We start from the raw sequence: 17,240 nt of genomic DNA on the forward strand, positions 1-17,240 counted from the left end.
TCAAGCAGATACCTGGGGACCGATCACTCGATCTGGCAATGAGTAACCAAGAAGCGAACAATCTTTGCCTAGCAGCAAGAATTCACGCTGCTAGGCTGCGACAAATTGCGCTCTCTAATCGGGTTGCGACCTCGTCTATGCTGCCACACCCGTCGACGCGAACCACGAGACCCCTTCGTAGATAGTAGTCGACGACAGGAGTTGTCTTCTGGTGGTACTGTGCCAGCCTCTCGCGAATTGCTTCAGGCCGGTCGTCATTTCTCACAACGAGCGCCGACCCGCACACGTCGCATACACCCTCGGTCTTGGGAGGATTTGCAGCCGCACTGTAGACCCTTCCGCAAGAAGGGTTTGAACACGTTTCTCTACTCGACAAACGCTTGACGACTTCGTCATCGTCTACCTCCAAAACAGCCACAACGTTTGGAGACTCATCCGGATCGAGCATCAGATCGAGTATTTCGGCTTGCTCCAAGGTCCGAGGAAACCCATCGAGACAGTACCCAACCGAGGCCTCTTCAGAAGCTAGGCGCTTTTTTACTATTTCGACGACTAGATGGTCCGGCACGAGATCGCCTGCATCCATGAACCCCTTGGCCTTCTTGCCCATATCAGAACCGGCGGCTACCTCCGCTCTAAGAATGTCTCCCGTAGCGAAGTGCGGTACCTGAAACCGCGCAGCAATCATTTTTGCCTGGGTCCCTTTTCCCGCTCCTGGAGGCCCCAAAAGGATTCCTCGAAGAGGTCCGCACGCCGCAACGTCCATATAACTCACTTGAGGAACCCCTCATAGTTTCTCATTGTCAACTGGCTATCGATCTGCTTCATAGTCTCTAGAGCCACACCGACAACTATCAGAATCGATGCCCCACCAAAAGGCACCCTGCTTCCCAAGTGCCAGACCGCGAACAATACGGTAGGCACGACAGCCACTAATGCAAGGTATAAAGAGCCAGGAAGAGTTATGCGAGTGAGTATACGATCCAAATACTCGGCGGTAGGTCGGCCTGGACGTATCCCGGGAACAAAACCCCCCTGCTTTTTAACCGACTCAGCCTGACGTACTGGATCAAACTGTATAGCGGTATAAAAGTAAGAGAAAAAAATAATCATCACAAAGTAAAGACTTAGGTACCAAAAAGACGTTTGACTCGCCAAATGAGTGTTGACAAAGTTTCTGAATCCTTCGAAAGGCAGAGTCGTCGCTACCAGGCTAGGTAAGTACAACACCGAGCTTGCAAATATGATCGGTATAACTCCTGCATTGTTAACTCTGACGGGCAGATATGTAGTGGTACCTCCATAAACTCGCCGTCCTACGAGCCTCTTGGAGAAGTGAATGGGGATCTTCTCTTTTCCTTGATCAACAAATACAATAGCGACAAGTATCGCTAAAAATACCGCCATTACAACAGAGAACTTAACAACCCCTGCGGTCTTATACACTGCTGTCCCCTGAAAGGGGAGGCGGGAAATCACGCTCACGAAGATCAGGAGCGACATGCCGTTACCGATGCCTCGCTGAGTGATTAGCTCTCCCAGCCACATAATGAGGGCAGTCCCTGCGGTAAGAGTCAGCACCATAACGATAACCCGCCCTACGTTCCACACCGGGATGATGTCAATGTCCAACTGTGGACCGCCGATTGCAAACAGCTGCCGGTTATGGGCAAGAAAGAGAATGCCGGTAGACTGCATCGTTGCTAGAGCGACAGTCACGTATCGTGTCCACTGTGTAATCTTCCGCTGCCCAATTTCTCCTTGTTCTCTCCATTGCTCAAGCTTCGGAATGACCACGCCCATGAGCTGCATGATGATGCTGGCGGTTATATAGGGCATGATCCCGAGGGAGAATATCGACAAGTTCGTTAACGCACCTCCCGAGAACAAATCGAGAAATGCGACGATACCCTGATTCTCGCTCTGCTCGCGCACTTGCTGGAGCGCCCTCACACTAACTCCCGGCACCGGAATGTGAGCACCAACGCGGTATATTGCGATGATCGCCAGGGTGAAAAGGATCTTGTTCCGCAAATCTGCAATACGGAACATGTTCTTGAAACTGGAGAGCATTTGACCCTCCGTCAGTCTCGGTCTATTAAGAATTCTCGACGATCCATAGCTTCGGGGACCTCCGTCCTTCAGCTATGAACCTGTCTCTACGCTTCCTCCAGCAGCCTCTATTTTTTGGCGCGCCTTTGTGGAACAGGCATCCACTCTCACAACCAAGGCTTTGCCAATCTCTCCACCGGCAAGAATTTTGACTGGCAGCTTTTTCTTAGCCACGAGACCCTTCGAGCGTATCGCTTCGACATCTACGGTTTCCCCGGCTTCGAACACTTCTCCCAATCGCCCTACGTTAACCACTGCAAACTCCTTTTTGAAAGGGTTCTTGAACCCCCTCCGTTTCGGCAGGCGCAATTTGAGGGGGGTCTGTCCCCCTTCGAAGCCGACTTTGGTAGTGTCTCTCGCTTTCTGGCCCTTGGTTCCTCTCCCCGCAGTCTTGCCCCTTCGCCCAGACTCTCCCCTTCCTACACGAATTGCACGCTTTTTAGCTCCTTTGGGGGGACGGAGATGATGCAGTCTCACTGAGTCTCCTCTACTCTCACCAAATGTGATACAGCCCGAACCATTCCCCGAATCTCCGGGCGATTTTCCTTTATAACGGTTTGGCCGATTCTTCTGAGACCCAGCGCTTTGAGAGTACGTCGTTGAGCTGGCTTGCGCCCGATCGCGCTACGTACCTGAGTAATCGCGAGCTTTCCTTTGGATCCCATCGTTGTCGGACTCCTACTACTCTGCCGTACTCGCAGTGGATTTGCCTTCTGGCATGGGGAGCTCTGTGCTCTCGCCGACTTTCGAGTAGCGAGTAGAGCTCGTTCGCTTATAGGCCTCCACTAGGGGACGAGGCATTATTTCTTCGGCTGGGAGACCCCTCAGCCTCGACACCTCCTCTGGGTTGCAAAGCTTGGTCAAAGCATCGATAGTCGCCCGCACAACGTTGATCGCGTTGTTACTACCCAGAGATTTTCCCAACACATCGCGGACTCCCGCGCACTCAAGTATGGCCCTAACTCCACCCCCTGCGATGACTCCCGTACCGGGCGCTGCAGGACGAAGTAAGACCTTCGCTCCCCCCCACTCACCAGTGACCGCATGGGTTATGGTCGACCCTGCCATTGGGATTCTTAAAAAGTTCTTCTTCGCTTCGTCTATGCCCTTTTGTATAGCCATCGGCACTTCACGCGCTTTGCCGTATCCAACGCCAACGCGCCCTGCTCGGTCGCCGACCACCATCAGCGCGGTGAAGCTGAACCGGCGTCCGCCTTTGACTACCTTGGCAACTCGATTTACTTCGACCACACGCTCTTCGAACTCGTGGGTCTCGTCTAAAGAGAAGGAATCTGTGCGAGAATCCGCCATTTACGCTCTCGTTTCGCTCGTTTCACCTAGAACTTTAAGCCCGCTTGGCGAGCACCATCCGCCAGCGCGGCTACGCGCCCATGGAACTTGTAGCCCCCCCTGTCGAAAACCGCACTCGATATCCCCTTTTCCAGAGCTCGCTGCCCAATGCGCTCTCCTACACCTTTTGCTATATCGACCTTACGGTGCGAAGAGGAGCCCGTTACAACATTGATCTTTTCAAGGCTTGACGCAGCTGCAAGAACCCGACCGGAGTTGTCGTCCACGAGCTGGGCGTAGATGTGCTTGGATGATCTAAACACTACAAGGCGAGGTCGGTCAGCGGTACCCGATACCCGCTTTCTCACTCGCTTGTGGCGTCTTCTACGTCGTTCGGTCCGCTCAAGCTTCAAAATAGCTCCTCCACTGCACTAATACCCTGCAGCACCGGCTCACACCCCAGTCTTGCCGGCCTTTCTCCGGATTGCCTCTCCCTCGTACCGCACACCTTTGCCCTTGTAAGGTTCTGGCGGTCGCAAAGCTCGTAGCTGAGCCGCCACCTGACCCACCTTTTGTTTGTCTACGCCACTAATGACGATCTTGTTCGGTTGCGGAACATCTATCGTGACGTCTTCCGACGGCTCGAAGTGCACTGGATGAGAGAAGCCGAGACTGAGATCAACCCCCCGTCCTTTTGAGCTAGCCCTGTATCCCACACCTACGATCTCGAGTGTTTTAGTAAACCCCCTCGAGACTCCCTCTACCATGTTGGACACGAGCGCACCCGCAAGACCGTGCATAGCACGAGTCGTTCTAGACTCGTTCGTTCTCTCTAGCCTGACCAATCCGTCTTCAACGTGAGCTACGATCCCCTCCGGTAGGGTCCACTCCAATGAACCCTTCGGACCACTTACGCGCACAGCTCTGCCGTCAATAGCAATTTCTACGCCATTTGGGAGTACAATAGGCTTTCTCCCGATCCTAGACACTCGTACTCACCTCGCCACCCAAATCGCCGGCCAACTGACTACCACACCTCGCACACGACCTCGCCACCAAGCCGTTGGCTGCGAGCTTTCCGATCCGACATTAGACCTTTAGGAGTGGAGATTACAGCGACTCCCATTCCTCCCAACACTCTTGGTAGTTTGCTTGCTTTGGCATACACCCGACGTCCAGGCTTGGACACCCGTCTTATTCCATGGATCACTCGCTCCTTGTTATCGCCGTACTTCAAACGTATAACTAATAGAGGAACAGGTGATGCTTCTCTAATTTCATACCCCTCTATATAGCCTTCTTTGTAAAGCAGAGCCGCTAGAGCCAACTTTATTTTTGACACAGGAGTTGCCACCTCTGTCTTGTAGACGAGGTTTGCATTCCTGATACTCGTTAGCATGTCAGCAATAGGATCGGTTTGGCTCATCTGCTTTCCTACCCGAAGGAACCCGTAACGTACTTACTACCAGCTCGCCTTTCTGAGGCCTGAAATCTCACCCTTGTGGGCCAACTCTCTCAAGCACAACCTACACAAGCCAAACTTGCGATAGACCGATCTCGGCCTCCCACACCTCTCGCAACGAGAGTACTTTCGCACTTTAAACTTGGGCTCTTTTTTAGCCTTCTCGATAAGAGCCTTGCGGGCCATATCAGCGCTCCTTCTGTTTGAAGGGAAACCCAAGTGACGACAACAGCTCGTACGCGTGATCGTCGTTGTCTGCTGTGGTGACAATCGTCACGTCCATCCCGCGTACCGCGTCGATCTTGTCGTAGTCAATTTCTGGATACACGAGTTGTTCTGTAAAGCCAAAACTATAATTTCCTCTTCCATCGAATGAACTAAGCGGCATTCCCCGAAAGTCACGCACCCTGGGGATGGCTAGTGTCACTGTACGGTCGAAAAACTCCCACATGCGATCACCTCGGAGAGTTACCGAAACACCTACTGGCATTCCCTTCCGCAGTTTGAAACCTGCTATCGATTTCTTAGCTCTGTTCAACTTAGGTTTCTGTCCGGTTATGACAGCCAGATCCTGCATAGCCCCGTCGATTTTTTTTGGGTCTGTAACGCCTTCTCCCACGCCAATGTTTACCACGATCTTTTCGAGACGGGGCACTTGCATAATATTGGTGAGATTCAACTTTTTCTGAAGCGAAGGCCGAACTTCTTCAAGATATTTCTTCTTCAACCTCGGAATTGGACGCTGACCATTGCCGCTCATAACTCGTCCCCGCACTTCTTACACACCCTGACCTTGCCGACCTCGGTGAACTCAAATCCTGCGCGGGTAGGACCACAGCTCTTACAGACCAGCATCACATTGGAGATGTGAACAGGCATTTCCCTGTCTATCCTGCCACCCTGCAATACGTTTCCAGAAGGTTTCTGATGCTTTTTTGCAATGTTGAGTCCTTCCACGACAACTAAATTCTTCTCGGGAATCACGCGCACCACGCGTCCCTCAGCGTTTCTCGCAGTGCGATCTTTTCCAGCCACAATGCGGACTGTGTCTCCACGCCGAATTTTTAGTTTTTTCACTCGAAATGCCACCTCTGCCGCCTTTAGGGCACAATCCTGCAAATCGCGCTCAGATTACTTCTGGAGCGAGCGAGACAATTCGCATGAACTTCTTTTCCCTTAGCTCCCGTCCCACAGGACCGAAAATTCTCGTTCCCCGGGGCTGTTTTTGATCGTTGACAAGAACGCATGCGTTGTCGTCGAAGCGGATGTAACTTCCGTCTGGTCTACGAACTTCTTTGCGAGTGCGTACAACGACACAGCGGACTACGTCTCCCTTTTTCACAGAGGAAGCCGGAGTCGCTTCCTTAACCGTTGCGATTAGCTCATCGCCGATAGACGCGTAGCGCCGACCCGAGCCTCCGAGGACTCTAATACACAAAACTTCTTTGGCGCCTGTGTTGTCGGCTACCTTGAGCCGGGACTCCTGTTGAATCACTTCTTGCGCTCCGGCCTACTTTGCCCTCTCTACAATCTCCGCTATCCGCCACCTCTTCAGCTTTGACAACGGGCGGGTTTCGACGATGACCACGCGGTCGCCTTCTCGAACCTCGTTTTCCTCATCGTGTGCGTAATACTTCTTGGTCGTCTTTACAATCCGTCCGTACTTCGGGTGTCGAAGAGTGCGCTCTACAGCGACGACGGCTGTTTTGCTCATTTTTGCGCTAGTCACCACGCCAATCCGCCTCTTGCGTATTGCCCTCTTCGCGCCGTTCTGAGTGCCCTCACTCATTTATCCACAGCCCTGTTATCGTTGCTGCCCAAACTTTCTTCAGGCATATCTTCGTTGTCGGCCTCCGCTTCATCTGTCCCTTCTCGCTCTTCTTCTGGCTCCTCCGTTTCCACCACCGGTCTGCGACGAAACAGCCTCCGCCTTCGCTTTTGTGCCGTCTCCTCAACCGAAGGTCTCAGGGTGATTCCAAGCTCTCGCTCTCTAATTACCGTAAGTACGCGAGCTAACTCTCTCTTGATCTCTCTCAATCTCTTGTAGTTGTCGAGGCGTCCAGTCGCCTTCTGGAACCGGAGATTAAACAGTTCTGAGCGAAGCTCCTCTGCTCGCTCGTGGAGCTCGTCAGTGCTTGCTTCTCTTAGCTGCTTCGCCTTAGTGGTCACGGAGGCTCACGCCTCCCTCGTGACAAAACGGGTTTTCACCGGCAGTTTGTGAGCCGCCAGGCGCATCGCTTCCCTCGCCACCGGCTCAGCCACGCCTGCGAGCTCGAACATTACCCGTCCAGGTTTCACTACAGCCACCCACTTCTCTGGATTTCCTTTTCCCGATCCCATGCGAGACTCAAGTGGCTTGGATGTAACAGGCTTGTCCGGAAAAATCGTGATCCAGACCTTTCCACCCCGCCTTATATGGCGGGTAATCGCAATCCTTGCTGCTTCTATCTGGCGGTTAGTAATCCAGCCTGGCTCTAGAGCCTGTAGCCCAAAGTCACCCCAGGTAACTTTCGTTCCACCCTTGGCCGCACCTTTCATCCGGCCACGTTGTTGCTTTCTGTGCTTGTATTTGCGCGGCATCAACATCGCAATTACTCTCCGCGTACTAGCAACACAGCCAAATCCAAGACTTTACCCAAAAGCAGCTCGACCAGGTGTCCCAATTTGGGACGATCCCATATGCCATGACGAATGCCGCCTGCGCTATCGCCAGGTGCATAGCCCCGGGGCAGCTAAATCAGTGCTGCTCGCTGCCCCCTCCCGTGGAATCGTCTTCGCCCAAGTCGTGGATACCTTCGGAACCTTGAGGCTCTTCGGTTTGCTCCTCAGAGGAAACCTCCCCTTTTTGTGCACTCGCATCGGGGATAGCAGCGTGCCTTTCATTTGTGAACTCTTGATTTACGGGCTCGCTACCTCCGACACTCTTTTTCTGCTCGGCTAGTGAGCGGGTCCTTGCCACGATTAGGCGCTTTCCCCCTGAAACCTCCTCTAGAGGCTCAACGTCGTCCCCCACGTCGGAAACAACTCGGCCCTTGGTCGCCACTTCGACACGGGCCTTCGGTGAGGTCAAATGGGTGGAGACCCCAGCCGCCATGGCTGCCTCCACAACGATCTTTTCCTCCTCCTCTCGATGCCTCAACTCGACGACATCGCCTTTGTAAATCCACACCTTGACACCGATCTGGCCGGCTTTAGTTTTGGCCTCTGCAAACCCATAATCAATGTCAGCCCTAATGGTCTGCAAAGGCACTCGTCCCTCTCGATACCACTCCCGGCGAGACATCTCAGCTCCACCTAATCTTCCCGAGCATTGAACGCGTATCCCTTGTACGTGAGGCGACTTCAGCGCAGCCTGAACGGCGCGCTTCATCGCTCTCCTGAAATTCACCCTCCCAGCCAGCTGGTCGGCTATGGATTGGGCAAGGAGAGTGGCATCCTGCTCTGGGTTTTTAACCTCGACGATGGAAACTTGAGTTTTCCTGCCAGTGATCTTCTGAATTCCCTGCCTGAGCCGGTCGACCTCCGTTCCGCCTCGGCCAATTACTATTCCAGGACGAGCAGTGTGAATGTCTACGACGATAGAGTCGTGGCCTTTGCGCTCAATCTCGATACGAGATATGCCAGCCCTGTGGAGCGTCTTATGAATGTACTCACGGATCCGGATGTCTTCGATTAGATACGTCTTGTATTCTTTCTCCGCGAACCACCGGGACTTCCACTGAGTGAGCGTCCCCAACCTAAACCCGTATGGATTCACCTTCTGGCCCATCGCTACTACTCCTCAGGCTCTTGCCGTGCCAACGCGATGGTCATATGACAGGTACGCTTGCGGATGCGCGTAGCGCGTCCTCTGGCCCTGGGACGCCATCGCCGCAGGGTCGGACCTTCGTCGACAAAAATTCTCGAGACGTACAGCTCATCTCGGTCAAAGCGATACTTCTGCGCCGCGTTAGCTACCGCAGATTCGAGAAGTTTCTTGAGCGGCCTAGCAGCATCCCTCTTCGAAAACTCTAAAACTCGCAAGGCCTCCTCAACGTCGAGTCCCCTTATGAGATCGGCGACCGCCCTAGCCTTATATGGCGAGACCCTCACGTATCGAGCCACAGCTGTCGCCTCTTTCGCTTCGCCTACAACACCTTCAGCCACTGTTGCCTCTGCGTACCTTTTACCCACCTACTGGCCAGACCCGAGTGTTTGCGCATCGCGCTCAAATCCGGATAAACAGTCTCACCTTTGGGACTATCTCCTAGTGGATTTCTCTGACTTGACATGCGATCGGAATGTCCTCGTAGGCACAAATTCGCCAAGTTTGTGCCCGACCATCGCTTCCGTAACATACACAGGAACATGTCTACGTCCGTCATAGACGGCAATCGTGTGTCCGACCATCTCCGGCGTAATCGTCGATCTTCTCGACCATGTCCTTATGAGCCTTTTTTCGTTTTTGGAGTTGAGCTCGGCAATTTTCCGCGCCAGATGGTCGTCGACAAACGGTCCCTTCCTTAAACTCCTCGGCACTGTTCCCCCTTAGTCCTACAAAGCATTTGGCGGCGCGAAATCATGAGATCCCGCCGCCAGGCCTCAAAGAACGCCACACCGCCGGCTTCAGCGTCGCCTCTTCCCTGTCCGCCTTCGCCTTACAATCAATCGATCAGACGCCTTGCCCTTCTTTCGGGTTCTCCCCTCTTTCTTCCCCCAAGGCGAGACTGGATGTCGGCCTCCTGAACTCTTTCCCTCACCCCCTCCGAGGGGATGGTCGACGGGGTTCATCGCCACCCCGCGAGTGTGAGGACGCCTTCCTAGCCAGCGTGCCCTCCCAGCTTTTCCAATACTCACGAGCTCGGCCTCGGAGTTCCCAACCGAGCCCACAGTGGCCTTACACTCAAGCAACACCAATCGGTGCTCGGACGAAGGCAGCCGCAGTTGGGCATAGCGCCCCTCTTTGGCCATTAGTTGTGCCCCCCCTCCCGCAGAACGCACGAGCTTTCCGCCCGCCCCTGGCCTTAGTTCAATATTGTGCACGACCGTTCCCACAGGGATATTTCTCAGAGGAAGGGAATTGCCTGGCTTTATGTCAGCAGAGGGTCCGGATTCCACGGTGTCGCCGACTGCCAGGCCCTCTGGGGCAATAATGTATCGCTTCTCACCGTCCAAGTAATGCAGTAGAGCTATACGCGCGTTCCTGTTCGGGTCGTACTCAATCGCCGCTACCTTAGCGGGAACACCTTCTTTATCTCGCCTGAAATCTACGATCCTGTAGCGGCGTTTGTGTCGGCCACCCCGATGTCGAGCAGTTACACGCCCATACACGTTCCGCCCTGATTTCTTGGGCAGCGGGGCTAGAAGAGACCGCTCAGGCTCTTTTTTGGTAATGTCCGCAAAGTCAGAGTACGTCTGAAATCGCGTCGTAGAGGTATAGGGCTTTAGTCGCTTGAGTCCCACCTTGTCCCTCTCAGCCCTCGAATATGTCGATCTTTTCGCCAGCCGCTAGGGTCACGATCGCATACTTTCGCGCCGCAGTCTTTCCGTACTTCCAAGTCCTCGGGGATCGCCTACGCTTAGCCGGACGTTTGACTATGTTGACGCCGACTACTGAAACTCCAAAGATTTGTTCGACTGCCTGACGGATTGCAGTCTTGGAAGCGTCGGGGTGGACTACGAACGTGTACTTCCCCGCCTCGATCTGCCCATAGGACTTCTCGGTGACTACCGGCTCTATGAGAATATCCCTCGGATTACGAGTCGTCTTCGGCATCGCTAGTTTCTTCAACTTCCTCGGTGGTATCGCTGGGCAAAATCTCGGCGCTCTCTGAATTTCTACTTGCGTCAAGCTTTTTGCCCGCAATCTTCCCCAATGACTCAAGATCAGCGACAAGATACTCCGCGTCGACAACGTCATACGTGGTCAGTTGATCCACCCGTATAGCCTTCACCCACGGCAAATTTCTCACTGAAAGGGCCTCCCGAGAGCCCAGGTCTAGCACCACTGCGAGCACCTTTGTACCCGACACTCCCATGGACCCGAAGAGAGTTGCCGCTCGCTTGGTCGACGGGGTGTCATCGAAGGGCCACTCTTCGACAGCTAGAACGGCATCGTGTTGAGCTAGATCAGATAGGGCAGAGCGCAAAGCTAGCTTCTTCATCTTCTTCGGAACCCGCTGGGAATAATTTCGAGGCTTAGGCCCATGAGCTACTCCTCCACCCACCCAAAGTGGTGATCGGATCGATCCAGCCCGGGCACGTCCCGTTCCCTTCTGCCTCCATGGCTTTGCTCCGCCACCACTCACCTCGGAGCGCCGCTTCGTCGAGTGCGTGCCAGCACGAGCCGCAGCTCTTTGAGCCACGACAACCTGGTGCACAACTGCAATATTGGGCTCCAAGCCAAAGACATCGTCGGGAAGATAGACTCGCCCGACTAGCTTTCCCTCTACGGAATAAAGCTTCGCTTCTGCCACCTCTACCTTGCCTCAATCTCTAGCGCTAGGCACTCTTTCGAGATGCTTTAGATGCCTTATAAGCGGTCTTAACTGTGACGACCGACCCGGTTGAACCGGGAACAGCACCCTTGAGCAGTAAAATGCCGCGTTCGGCATCCGCTTGTATAACAGTAAGACCACTCACCGTAACCGTCGAGTTGCCATGACGGCCTGCCATGCGCTTGCCTTTGAAAACTCTTGCGGGAGTAGCCGCCATGCCGATAGATCCCGGAGCTCTATGAACCCTGTGTGCACCATGACTTCCAGGTAAGCCGGCGAAACCGTGACGCTTCATGACGCCCTGGAAACCACGCCCTTTGCTTGTTCCAGTGACATCGACAAGATCACCGGCCTCGAAGACATCAGCTTTTACTTCGTCACCAGCGCTGTAGTCGGAGGCGTTGTCTACCCTCACTTCTTTGAGAACCAGATAGGACTCTATTCCAGCCTTTTTTATGTGTCCCTTCTCTGGTTTGTTATGGCGCGAGGGCTTGCGTTCACCAAAAGCCAATTGGAGAGCTTCGTAACCGTCTCGATCCACAGTCTTGACTTGGACCACTCTGCACGGAGAGACCTTTATAACGGTAACTGGAATCACCTCACCGCTGTCCGGTTCAAATATTTGGGTCATGCCGAGCTTTTGGCCAAGGATTGCTTTTGTTGACATCTGTGCCGTACGTCCTCTACATCCGCTCTATCTTGATATTGACATCGACTCCTGCAGCTAGGTCCAGTCGCTGAAGCGAATCCATGGTCTTTGGAGTAGCCTCGTAGATGTCGAGAAGCCGCTTGTGCACCTGAATCTCAAAGTGTTCTCGGCTGTCCTTGTCTTTGTGCGGAGATCTAATTACGCAGAAGCGATGCCGCTCGGTAGGAAGAGGAACAGGTCCTACTACTTTTGCATGGGTACGCACCACCGTCTCCACTATCTTCTTGGCCTCTTGGTCCAAGATGCCGTGGTCGTACGCTTTCATCCGTATTCGAATTCGTTGTTTGTTAGATGACTCGGCCAACTCCGCTTCTTTCGTAGCTCTCGTCTTTATTGAGTCCCTAGAGCACCCCCGACATTACAAGGCCGGGCCTCCATCAAGACCCGGCCTCTCCCAACAGCGCTTCGTAGCTTACGAAGCCCTGGGCGTCTAGGCACTACTTGATAACTTTGACGACCCTTCCTGCACCTACTGTACGGCCGCCTTCACGGATTGCAAATCGCAGCCCCTCTTCCATGGCGATTGGCTGAATCAGCTCAACTCGCATCTCGATGTGGTCGCCTGGCATGACCATCTCCGTCCCTTCTGGCAGATGTACTGTGCCAGTAACATCAGTCGTTCGGAAGTAAAACTGAGGACGATAGCCATCGAAGAACGCCGTGTGTCGCCCCCCTTCTTCCTTGGTTAGAACGTAGACTTGGGCATTGAACTCGGTGTGAGGGGTAATAGAACCCGGCTGCGCTAAGACCATGCCGCGCTCGACTTCTTCTTTTTTGATACCGCGCAACAGCACACCCGCATTGTCGCCGGCTTGGATGAAATCGAGCGACTTTCTAAACATTTCGAGATCCGTCGCAACTGTCTTGCGTGTTTCTCTCAACCCCACTATCTCAACTTCGGACATCTTCTCGAGCTTGCCACGCTCCACACGCCCCGTGACCACTGTTCCTCGTCCCTGGATCGAGAACACATCCTCAATAGGCATCAGGAAAGGTTTGTCGATCTCGCGGACGGGCTCGGGGATGAAGTTATCGCACGCCTCCATAAGCTCGAGGATGCTCTTCTTCGCCTCCTCGTCACCTTCGAGCGCCTTCAATGCCGAGCCCTTTATTACGGGAACATCGTCACCTGGAAACTCGTACTTGTTTAGAAGGTCTCGCACTTCAAGCTCGACTAGGTCGAGAATCTCTTGATCGTCGACCATATCTACTTTGTTTAGAAACACGACTATATAAGGAACTCCAACCTGTCGGGCTAGAAGGACATGCTCGTGGGTCTGGGGCATCGGACCGTCAGCAGCCGACACCACCAGGATCGCGCCATCCATCTGAGCGGCCCCAGTGATCATATTCTTTATGTAGTCGGCGTGCCCCGGACAGTCGACGTGTGCATAGTGGCGGTTGGCCGTCTCGTACTCGACGTGAGCGATGGCTATAGTAATGCCTCTTTCTTTTTCCTCTGGCGCCTTGTCAATCTCCTCGAAGGGGGTGTAGTGAACGGCAGGGTTCTGCTCGGCCAGAACCTTTGTTATCGCTGCTGTCAATGTCGTTTTGCCGTGATCAATATGGCCTATTGTTCCTATGTTGAGGTGAGGCTTGCTCCTCTCGAACTTTTGCTTCCCCATCTCTTATTCGCTCCTCTCGCCTAAGAGTCTTTCACCGCCAAACTAGAAACTAGCGTCAAATAGCCCTCACTCGCCCCGAACTCGGGCGACAATCTCGGACGCGACGTTCTCGGGTACTTCTTGATAAGAATCGAACTGCATGGTGTAGGTCGCCCTACCCTGAGTTCGCGAGCGAAGATCTGTAGCATACCCGAACATCTCTGCCAGAGGCACTTTGGCCCGTACAACCTTAGAGTTTCCTCGGGCCTCTGTCCCCTCAATTCTCGCTCGCCTAGAGGAGAGATCGGATATCACGTCGCCAAGATAGTCCTCTGGCGTCACAACTTCAACTGACATTATCGGTTCCAATAGTTTGGGAATCGCTTTCCTCGACGCTTCCTTGAAGGCCTGCGACGCCGCTATCTTATATGCCATCTCCGAGGAATCGACTTCATGGTAGGAGCCGTCGGTAAGCGTGACTCTAACGTCAACCACCGGATATCCAGCCAAGACTCCCGATTCCATCGCCTCTTGGACACCCTGATCTACAGCGGGCACAAACTCTTTGGGGATCTTGCCTCCGACAATCTTGTCCACGAACTCGAATCCCCCTCCTCTAGATAGAGGCTCCACATCGATAACTACATGTCCATACTGGCCTCTACCTCCTGTCTGACGTATATAGCGTCCTTCGACCCCTTTTACTGGCTGCGAGATCGTTTCTCGGTAAGCTACTTGAGGCTTGCCGATGTTAGCGTCGACACCAAACTCTCGTACAAGGCGATCGACGATAACTTCTAGGTGTAGCTCGCCCATTCCGGCAATGATTGTCTGCCCCGTTTCTTCGTCAGTCTTGACTACGAATGTCGGATCCTCGGCCGCAAGTGCCTGTAGCGACTTCGAAAGTTTGTCTTGGTCCGCCTTCGTTTTAGGCTCTATGGCGACCGAGATTACAGGAGCAGCAAACTCTATGGGCTCGAGACGAATGGGATTTTGGAGATCGCACAAAGTGTCCCCGGTTGTCACATCCTTAAGGCCGACGACGGCCACAATATCTCCGGTAAACGCTGCGTCTTTGTCCTCCCGGTGATTTGCGTGCATCTGAAGAATTCGTCCAACTCTTTCTGTCTTTCGAGTGTTGGAGTTCAAGACCTTGTCTCCCTTTTTTAGGACGCCCGAGTAAATGCGGATGTAAGTGAGTTTTCCTACGTGAGGATCGGACATGATCTTGAAAGCCAAAGCGCAAAATGGCTCGTCATCAGAAGGATTTCTCACAACTATCTCGTCCCCATCGAGGTTGCTACCCTCAATAGCGGGGATGTCCAATGGGCTCGGCAAATAGTCGATGATTGCATCGAGAAGTGGCTGGATTCCCTTATTCCTAAAGGCGCTGCCGCACAGGACAGGAGTAAGCTCGTTGCTAATCGTCGCGCGTCTCAAAGCTGCTTTTAGATCTGACGCAGAAACATCAGTATTTTCTACGTACTTCTCGAGAAGCTCTTCATCGTGCTCGGCAACCAGCTCCACTAGCCGCGCCCTAGCCTCTTCGGCAACTTTTGCCTCTTCTGGTTCAAGTTCACGGTCAATCCAGGTGTCGCCTTTCTCATCAGTCCAAATGTGAGCCTTGAGAGTTAGAAGGTCTATTACGCCTTCGAAGTGAGCCTCGGACCCTACAGGGAGCTGGACGACTGCAGGGTTGGCCTCGAGCTTGGTAGCTATGCTTTCAACCGCTGCGCTAAAGTCAGCCCCGATCCGATCCATCTTGTTGATGAAGCAAATTCTGGGTACGCCGTATCGGTCGCCCTGGCGCCAAACCGTTTCGGTCTGGGGTTCTACGCCGGCAACGGCATCGAATACAGCTACTGCCCCGTCGAGTACTCTAAGGCTGCGTTCGACCTCCACGGTGAAATCGACGTGGCCGGGGGTGTCGATAATGTTAATCCAGTGGTCTTTCCACTTGCACGTGGTGGCAGCAGAGGTAATCGTGATCCCCCGCTCCTGCTCCTGGCGCATCCAGTCCATTACTGCCGAGCCCTCGTGGACCTCGCCCATCTTGTATGTCTTCCCCGTGTAGTAAAGGATCCGCTCGGTGGTAGTTGTCTTCCCGGCGTCGATATGAGCCATGATGCCGATATTGCGCGTGCGGGCCAAAGGAAACTCACGTATCGAAAAACTAGTTCCCCGTTTGCGAAGAGGTTTTCCTGAAGCAACACTATGGCCCGAGCCCTCACTCTCTATTTCCGTCCTTACTGCTTCAGTCATCGATACCTCGCAATCCAACGTCCGCAAGCACCACGCACACCTTGCAACTACAACCATCCAACGCGCTTCGTCGATTTCTAACCTATGGTCGAAACTCGTTTAACTGTTCCGTGCATCCGCCGTTCAAGCAGAACCCTCTGTCGGATCGAACCCCTAATCGCTCATTCGTTGCTCAGGTCGTGCATGTTTTCTCGAACCAGAGCACTATCGAATGCGCGGTGTCGAGGATTTAGCGTGACGGACCCCGCACTACCGTGATGCCGAAGAGCGTCAGTCACCACCGATAGTGAGCAAACGCCCTGTTGGCCTCCGCCATCTTGTGCAGGTCGTCCCTGCGTTTGACCGAGGGGCCTACTCCCTTAGAAGCGTCCAAAATCTCTGCTGCCAGTTTCTCGAACATCGGCTTTGCCTTGCGCTGGCGTGCATTTGCCACTATCCACCGAACAGCTAGCGTCTGGGCTCTTCTCGGAGGAACCTCGACGGGAACTTGGTAGGTAGCGCCACCCACCCTTCTGCTGCGAACCTCTAGAACCGGCTTGACGTTGTCTACTGCCCGCCTAAGTACAGCAACAGGATCTTCCCGCTCTGCCTGGGCAACTAGCTCCAACGACTTATAAACGATTCTTTCGGCAAGTGCTTTCTTTCCGTCCCGCATTACTTTGTTGATGAATTGAGTCACGAGTGGCGACCTGTAGAGCGGGTCGGGTACTATCTCCCGTTTAGGAATTGGGCCTCTGCGTGGCATCGCGTCTTACCGAGTCTTACCGAGTCTTCCAGACGAGTTAGGGCAGGAACTAGCCCGCTTCTCGTTTAGTTCCGTACCGGGAGCGGGCCTTCTTTCTACCCGATACTCCCGCCGCATCCAATGCACCGCGAACAACCTTGTACCGATAACCGGGAAGGTCTTTCACTCTTCCCCCACGAACCAGTACTATCGAGTGTTCTTGGAGGTTGTGACCCTCCCCTGGGATGTACGCTCCGACTTCTATTCCTGAGGTGAGGCGGACTCTTGCAACTTTTCTGATAGCAGAATTGGGTTTCTTTGGAGTCTGAGTTGCCACACGCACGCACACGCCCCGTCTTTGCGGAGATCCCTTGAGCGCGGGTGTTTTCGTCTTATCTTTTTTGGGCTTGCGTGGATTTCTTATTAGTTGACTTACAGTAGGCAACGAATCAAACGCCTCCACTCAGCGTCACTATCCCGACGAACACGGTACATTTACAAGGTCAGCGATCGAGTAGCGAGATTCGAAGGTTACCTGCAAGAGCACGAGCCGTCCAACGGAAATCCACCCATGGGCCGTGTTACCGATGACTCTCTCTAA

Annotated in this window: 27 protein-coding genes; all 27 read right to left on the reverse strand. The window is 53.7% G+C overall.

The window, feature by feature from the left end; genetic code table 11:
* Positions 1-82 precede the first annotated feature (82 nt).
* Positions 83-766, reverse strand: a complete 684-nt coding sequence (locus C4318_05085; GenBank protein ID MER3454517.1) for an adenylate kinase — start codon at positions 764-766, stop codon at positions 83-85.
* Positions 767-771: 5 nt separating this feature from the next.
* Positions 772-2,073 (reverse strand): preprotein translocase subunit SecY, encoded by a 1,302-nt coding sequence (locus C4318_05090; GenBank protein MER3454518.1) that lies wholly within the window; start codon positions 2,071-2,073, stop codon positions 772-774.
* A 72-nt stretch (positions 2,074-2,145) separates the two neighbouring features.
* Positions 2,146-2,619 carry a 50S ribosomal protein L15 gene (locus tag C4318_05095; protein ID MER3454519.1) on the reverse strand — a complete coding sequence of 158 codons (474 nt, stop codon included), beginning with the start codon at positions 2,617-2,619 and terminating at the stop codon, positions 2,146-2,148.
* Positions 2,586-2,777 carry a 50S ribosomal protein L30 gene (gene rpmD, locus C4318_05100; protein MER3454520.1) on the reverse strand — a complete coding sequence of 64 codons (192 nt, stop codon included), beginning with the start codon at positions 2,775-2,777 and terminating at the stop codon, positions 2,586-2,588. The genes C4318_05095 and rpmD overlap by 34 nt, the downstream gene beginning before the upstream one ends.
* 16 nt (positions 2,778-2,793) lie before the next feature.
* Positions 2,794-3,423 (reverse strand): 30S ribosomal protein S5, encoded by a 630-nt coding sequence (gene rpsE / locus C4318_05105; GenBank protein MER3454521.1) that lies wholly within the window; start codon positions 3,421-3,423, stop codon positions 2,794-2,796.
* A 26-nt stretch (positions 3,424-3,449) separates the two neighbouring features.
* Positions 3,450-3,815, reverse strand: coding sequence for a 50S ribosomal protein L18 (locus C4318_05110; GenBank protein ID MER3454522.1), 366 nt, complete (start codon positions 3,813-3,815; stop codon positions 3,450-3,452).
* 39 nt (positions 3,816-3,854) lie between these two features.
* Positions 3,855-4,391 carry a 50S ribosomal protein L6 gene (locus C4318_05115; GenBank protein ID MER3454523.1) on the reverse strand — a complete coding sequence of 179 codons (537 nt, stop codon included), beginning with the start codon at positions 4,389-4,391 and terminating at the stop codon, positions 3,855-3,857.
* 38 nt (positions 4,392-4,429) lie between these two features.
* The gene (locus C4318_05120; protein MER3454524.1) at positions 4,430-4,828 is read right to left on the reverse strand and encodes a 30S ribosomal protein S8; all 399 of its coding nucleotides are present in this window, start codon (positions 4,826-4,828) and stop codon (positions 4,430-4,432) included.
* Between the two features lie 36 nt (positions 4,829-4,864).
* Positions 4,865-5,050: a type Z 30S ribosomal protein S14 gene (locus tag C4318_05125; protein MER3454525.1), complete on the reverse strand. Its 186-nt coding sequence runs from the start codon at positions 5,048-5,050 to the stop codon at positions 4,865-4,867.
* Between the two features lies 1 nt (position 5,051).
* Positions 5,052-5,624, reverse strand: coding sequence for a 50S ribosomal protein L5 (locus C4318_05130; GenBank protein MER3454526.1), 573 nt, complete (start codon positions 5,622-5,624; stop codon positions 5,052-5,054).
* The gene (locus tag C4318_05135) at positions 5,621-5,941 is read right to left on the reverse strand and encodes a 50S ribosomal protein L24 (GenBank protein ID MER3454527.1); all 321 of its coding nucleotides are present in this window, start codon (positions 5,939-5,941) and stop codon (positions 5,621-5,623) included. The genes C4318_05130 and C4318_05135 overlap by 4 nt, the downstream gene beginning before the upstream one ends.
* Positions 5,942-5,990: 49 nt before the next feature.
* A complete protein-coding gene (locus C4318_05140; protein ID MER3454528.1) occupies positions 5,991-6,359 on the reverse strand; it encodes a 50S ribosomal protein L14 in 369 nt (122 codons plus the stop codon).
* A gap of 15 nt (positions 6,360-6,374) precedes the next feature.
* The gene (locus C4318_05145) at positions 6,375-6,653 is read right to left on the reverse strand and encodes a 30S ribosomal protein S17 (protein ID MER3454529.1); all 279 of its coding nucleotides are present in this window, start codon (positions 6,651-6,653) and stop codon (positions 6,375-6,377) included.
* Positions 6,650-7,033, reverse strand: coding sequence for a 50S ribosomal protein L29 (locus tag C4318_05150; GenBank protein MER3454530.1), 384 nt, complete (start codon positions 7,031-7,033; stop codon positions 6,650-6,652). Before C4318_05150 ends, C4318_05145 begins: the two co-directional genes overlap by 4 nt.
* 6 nt (positions 7,034-7,039) lie before the next feature.
* Positions 7,040-7,450, reverse strand: coding sequence for a 50S ribosomal protein L16 (locus C4318_05155; protein ID MER3454531.1), 411 nt, complete (start codon positions 7,448-7,450; stop codon positions 7,040-7,042).
* Positions 7,451-7,601: 151 nt separating this feature from the next.
* Positions 7,602-8,633, reverse strand: a complete 1,032-nt coding sequence (locus C4318_05160; protein MER3454532.1) for a 30S ribosomal protein S3 — start codon at positions 8,631-8,633, stop codon at positions 7,602-7,604.
* A 5-nt stretch (positions 8,634-8,638) separates the two neighbouring features.
* Positions 8,639-9,010 carry a 50S ribosomal protein L22 gene (locus tag C4318_05165; protein MER3454533.1) on the reverse strand — a complete coding sequence of 124 codons (372 nt, stop codon included), beginning with the start codon at positions 9,008-9,010 and terminating at the stop codon, positions 8,639-8,641.
* A 93-nt stretch (positions 9,011-9,103) separates the two neighbouring features.
* Complete coding sequence (locus C4318_05170) at positions 9,104-9,382, reverse strand: 30S ribosomal protein S19 (protein MER3454534.1); 279 nt, start codon at positions 9,380-9,382, stop codon at positions 9,104-9,106.
* A gap of 87 nt (positions 9,383-9,469) precedes the next feature.
* Positions 9,470-10,306, reverse strand: a complete 837-nt coding sequence (locus C4318_05175) for a 50S ribosomal protein L2 (protein ID MER3454535.1) — start codon at positions 10,304-10,306, stop codon at positions 9,470-9,472.
* A gap of 10 nt (positions 10,307-10,316) precedes the next feature.
* Entirely contained in the window at positions 10,317-10,619 is a 303-nt protein-coding gene (locus C4318_05180; protein MER3454536.1) for a 50S ribosomal protein L23, read from the reverse strand.
* The gene (locus C4318_05185; GenBank protein MER3454537.1) at positions 10,600-11,319 is read right to left on the reverse strand and encodes a 50S ribosomal protein L4; all 720 of its coding nucleotides are present in this window, start codon (positions 11,317-11,319) and stop codon (positions 10,600-10,602) included. Before C4318_05185 ends, C4318_05180 begins: the two co-directional genes overlap by 20 nt.
* Positions 11,320-11,344: 25 nt before the next feature.
* A complete protein-coding gene (locus C4318_05190) occupies positions 11,345-12,007 on the reverse strand; it encodes a 50S ribosomal protein L3 (GenBank protein ID MER3454538.1) in 663 nt (220 codons plus the stop codon).
* 16 nt (positions 12,008-12,023) lie between these two features.
* The gene (locus C4318_05195; protein MER3454539.1) at positions 12,024-12,314 is read right to left on the reverse strand and encodes a 30S ribosomal protein S10; all 291 of its coding nucleotides are present in this window, start codon (positions 12,312-12,314) and stop codon (positions 12,024-12,026) included.
* A gap of 172 nt (positions 12,315-12,486) precedes the next feature.
* Positions 12,487-13,674 (reverse strand): elongation factor Tu, encoded by a 1,188-nt coding sequence (gene tuf / locus C4318_05200; GenBank protein MER3454540.1) that lies wholly within the window; start codon positions 13,672-13,674, stop codon positions 12,487-12,489.
* Positions 13,675-13,740: 66 nt separating this feature from the next.
* Positions 13,741-15,915: an elongation factor G gene (gene fusA / locus C4318_05205; GenBank protein MER3454541.1), complete on the reverse strand. Its 2,175-nt coding sequence runs from the start codon at positions 15,913-15,915 to the stop codon at positions 13,741-13,743.
* A 274-nt stretch (positions 15,916-16,189) separates the two neighbouring features.
* Positions 16,190-16,660 carry a 30S ribosomal protein S7 gene (locus C4318_05210; GenBank protein MER3454542.1) on the reverse strand — a complete coding sequence of 157 codons (471 nt, stop codon included), beginning with the start codon at positions 16,658-16,660 and terminating at the stop codon, positions 16,190-16,192.
* Positions 16,661-16,709: 49 nt separating this feature from the next.
* Positions 16,710-17,084, reverse strand: a complete 375-nt coding sequence (locus C4318_05215; GenBank protein ID MER3454543.1) for a 30S ribosomal protein S12 — start codon at positions 17,082-17,084, stop codon at positions 16,710-16,712.
* Between the last annotated feature and the right edge of the window lie 156 nt (positions 17,085-17,240).

It is taken from the genome of Acidimicrobiia bacterium (assembly GCA_040289475.1).
In the GTDB taxonomy this organism is placed as follows: domain Bacteria; phylum Actinomycetota; class Acidimicrobiia; order ATN3; family PSLF01; genus PSLF01.

What these genes read in the sequence shown, in the direction of transcription:
- rpsE (MER3454521.1), bottom strand. Translation starts at nt 3,423, where the DNA reads ATGGCGGATTCTCGCACAGATTCCTTCTCTTTAGACGAGACCCACGAG.
- C4318_05160 (MER3454532.1), bottom strand. Translation starts at nt 8,633, where the DNA reads ATGGGCCAGAAGGTGAATCCATACGGGTTTAGGTTGGGGACGCTCACT.
- C4318_05195 (MER3454539.1), bottom strand. Translation starts at nt 12,314, where the DNA reads ATGAAAGCGTACGACCACGGCATCTTGGACCAAGAGGCCAAGAAGATA.
- C4318_05130 (MER3454526.1), bottom strand. Translation starts at nt 5,624, where the DNA reads ATGAGCGGCAATGGTCAGCGTCCAATTCCGAGGTTGAAGAAGAAATAT.
- C4318_05210 (MER3454542.1), bottom strand. Translation starts at nt 16,660, where the DNA reads ATGCCACGCAGAGGCCCAATTCCTAAACGGGAGATAGTACCCGACCCG.
- fusA (MER3454541.1), bottom strand. Translation starts at nt 15,915, where the DNA reads ATGACTGAAGCAGTAAGGACGGAAATAGAGAGTGAGGGCTCGGGCCAT.
- C4318_05180 (MER3454536.1), bottom strand. Translation starts at nt 10,619, where the DNA reads ATGCCGAAGACGACTCGTAATCCGAGGGATATTCTCATAGAGCCGGTA.
- C4318_05155 (MER3454531.1), bottom strand. Translation starts at nt 7,450, where the DNA reads ATGTTGATGCCGCGCAAATACAAGCACAGAAAGCAACAACGTGGCCGG.
- C4318_05145 (MER3454529.1), bottom strand. Translation starts at nt 6,653, where the DNA reads ATGAGTGAGGGCACTCAGAACGGCGCGAAGAGGGCAATACGCAAGAGG.
- C4318_05125 (MER3454525.1), bottom strand. Translation starts at nt 5,050, where the DNA reads ATGGCCCGCAAGGCTCTTATCGAGAAGGCTAAAAAAGAGCCCAAGTTT.
- tuf (MER3454540.1), bottom strand. Translation starts at nt 13,674, where the DNA reads ATGGGGAAGCAAAAGTTCGAGAGGAGCAAGCCTCACCTCAACATAGGA.
- C4318_05085 (MER3454517.1), bottom strand. Translation starts at nt 766, where the DNA reads ATGGACGTTGCGGCGTGCGGACCTCTTCGAGGAATCCTTTTGGGGCCT.
- C4318_05190 (MER3454538.1), bottom strand. Translation starts at nt 12,007, where the DNA reads ATGTCAACAAAAGCAATCCTTGGCCAAAAGCTCGGCATGACCCAAATA.
- C4318_05120 (MER3454524.1), bottom strand. Translation starts at nt 4,828, where the DNA reads ATGAGCCAAACCGATCCTATTGCTGACATGCTAACGAGTATCAGGAAT.
- rpmD (MER3454520.1), bottom strand. Translation starts at nt 2,777, where the DNA reads ATGGGATCCAAAGGAAAGCTCGCGATTACTCAGGTACGTAGCGCGATC.
- C4318_05090 (MER3454518.1), bottom strand. Translation starts at nt 2,073, where the DNA reads ATGCTCTCCAGTTTCAAGAACATGTTCCGTATTGCAGATTTGCGGAAC.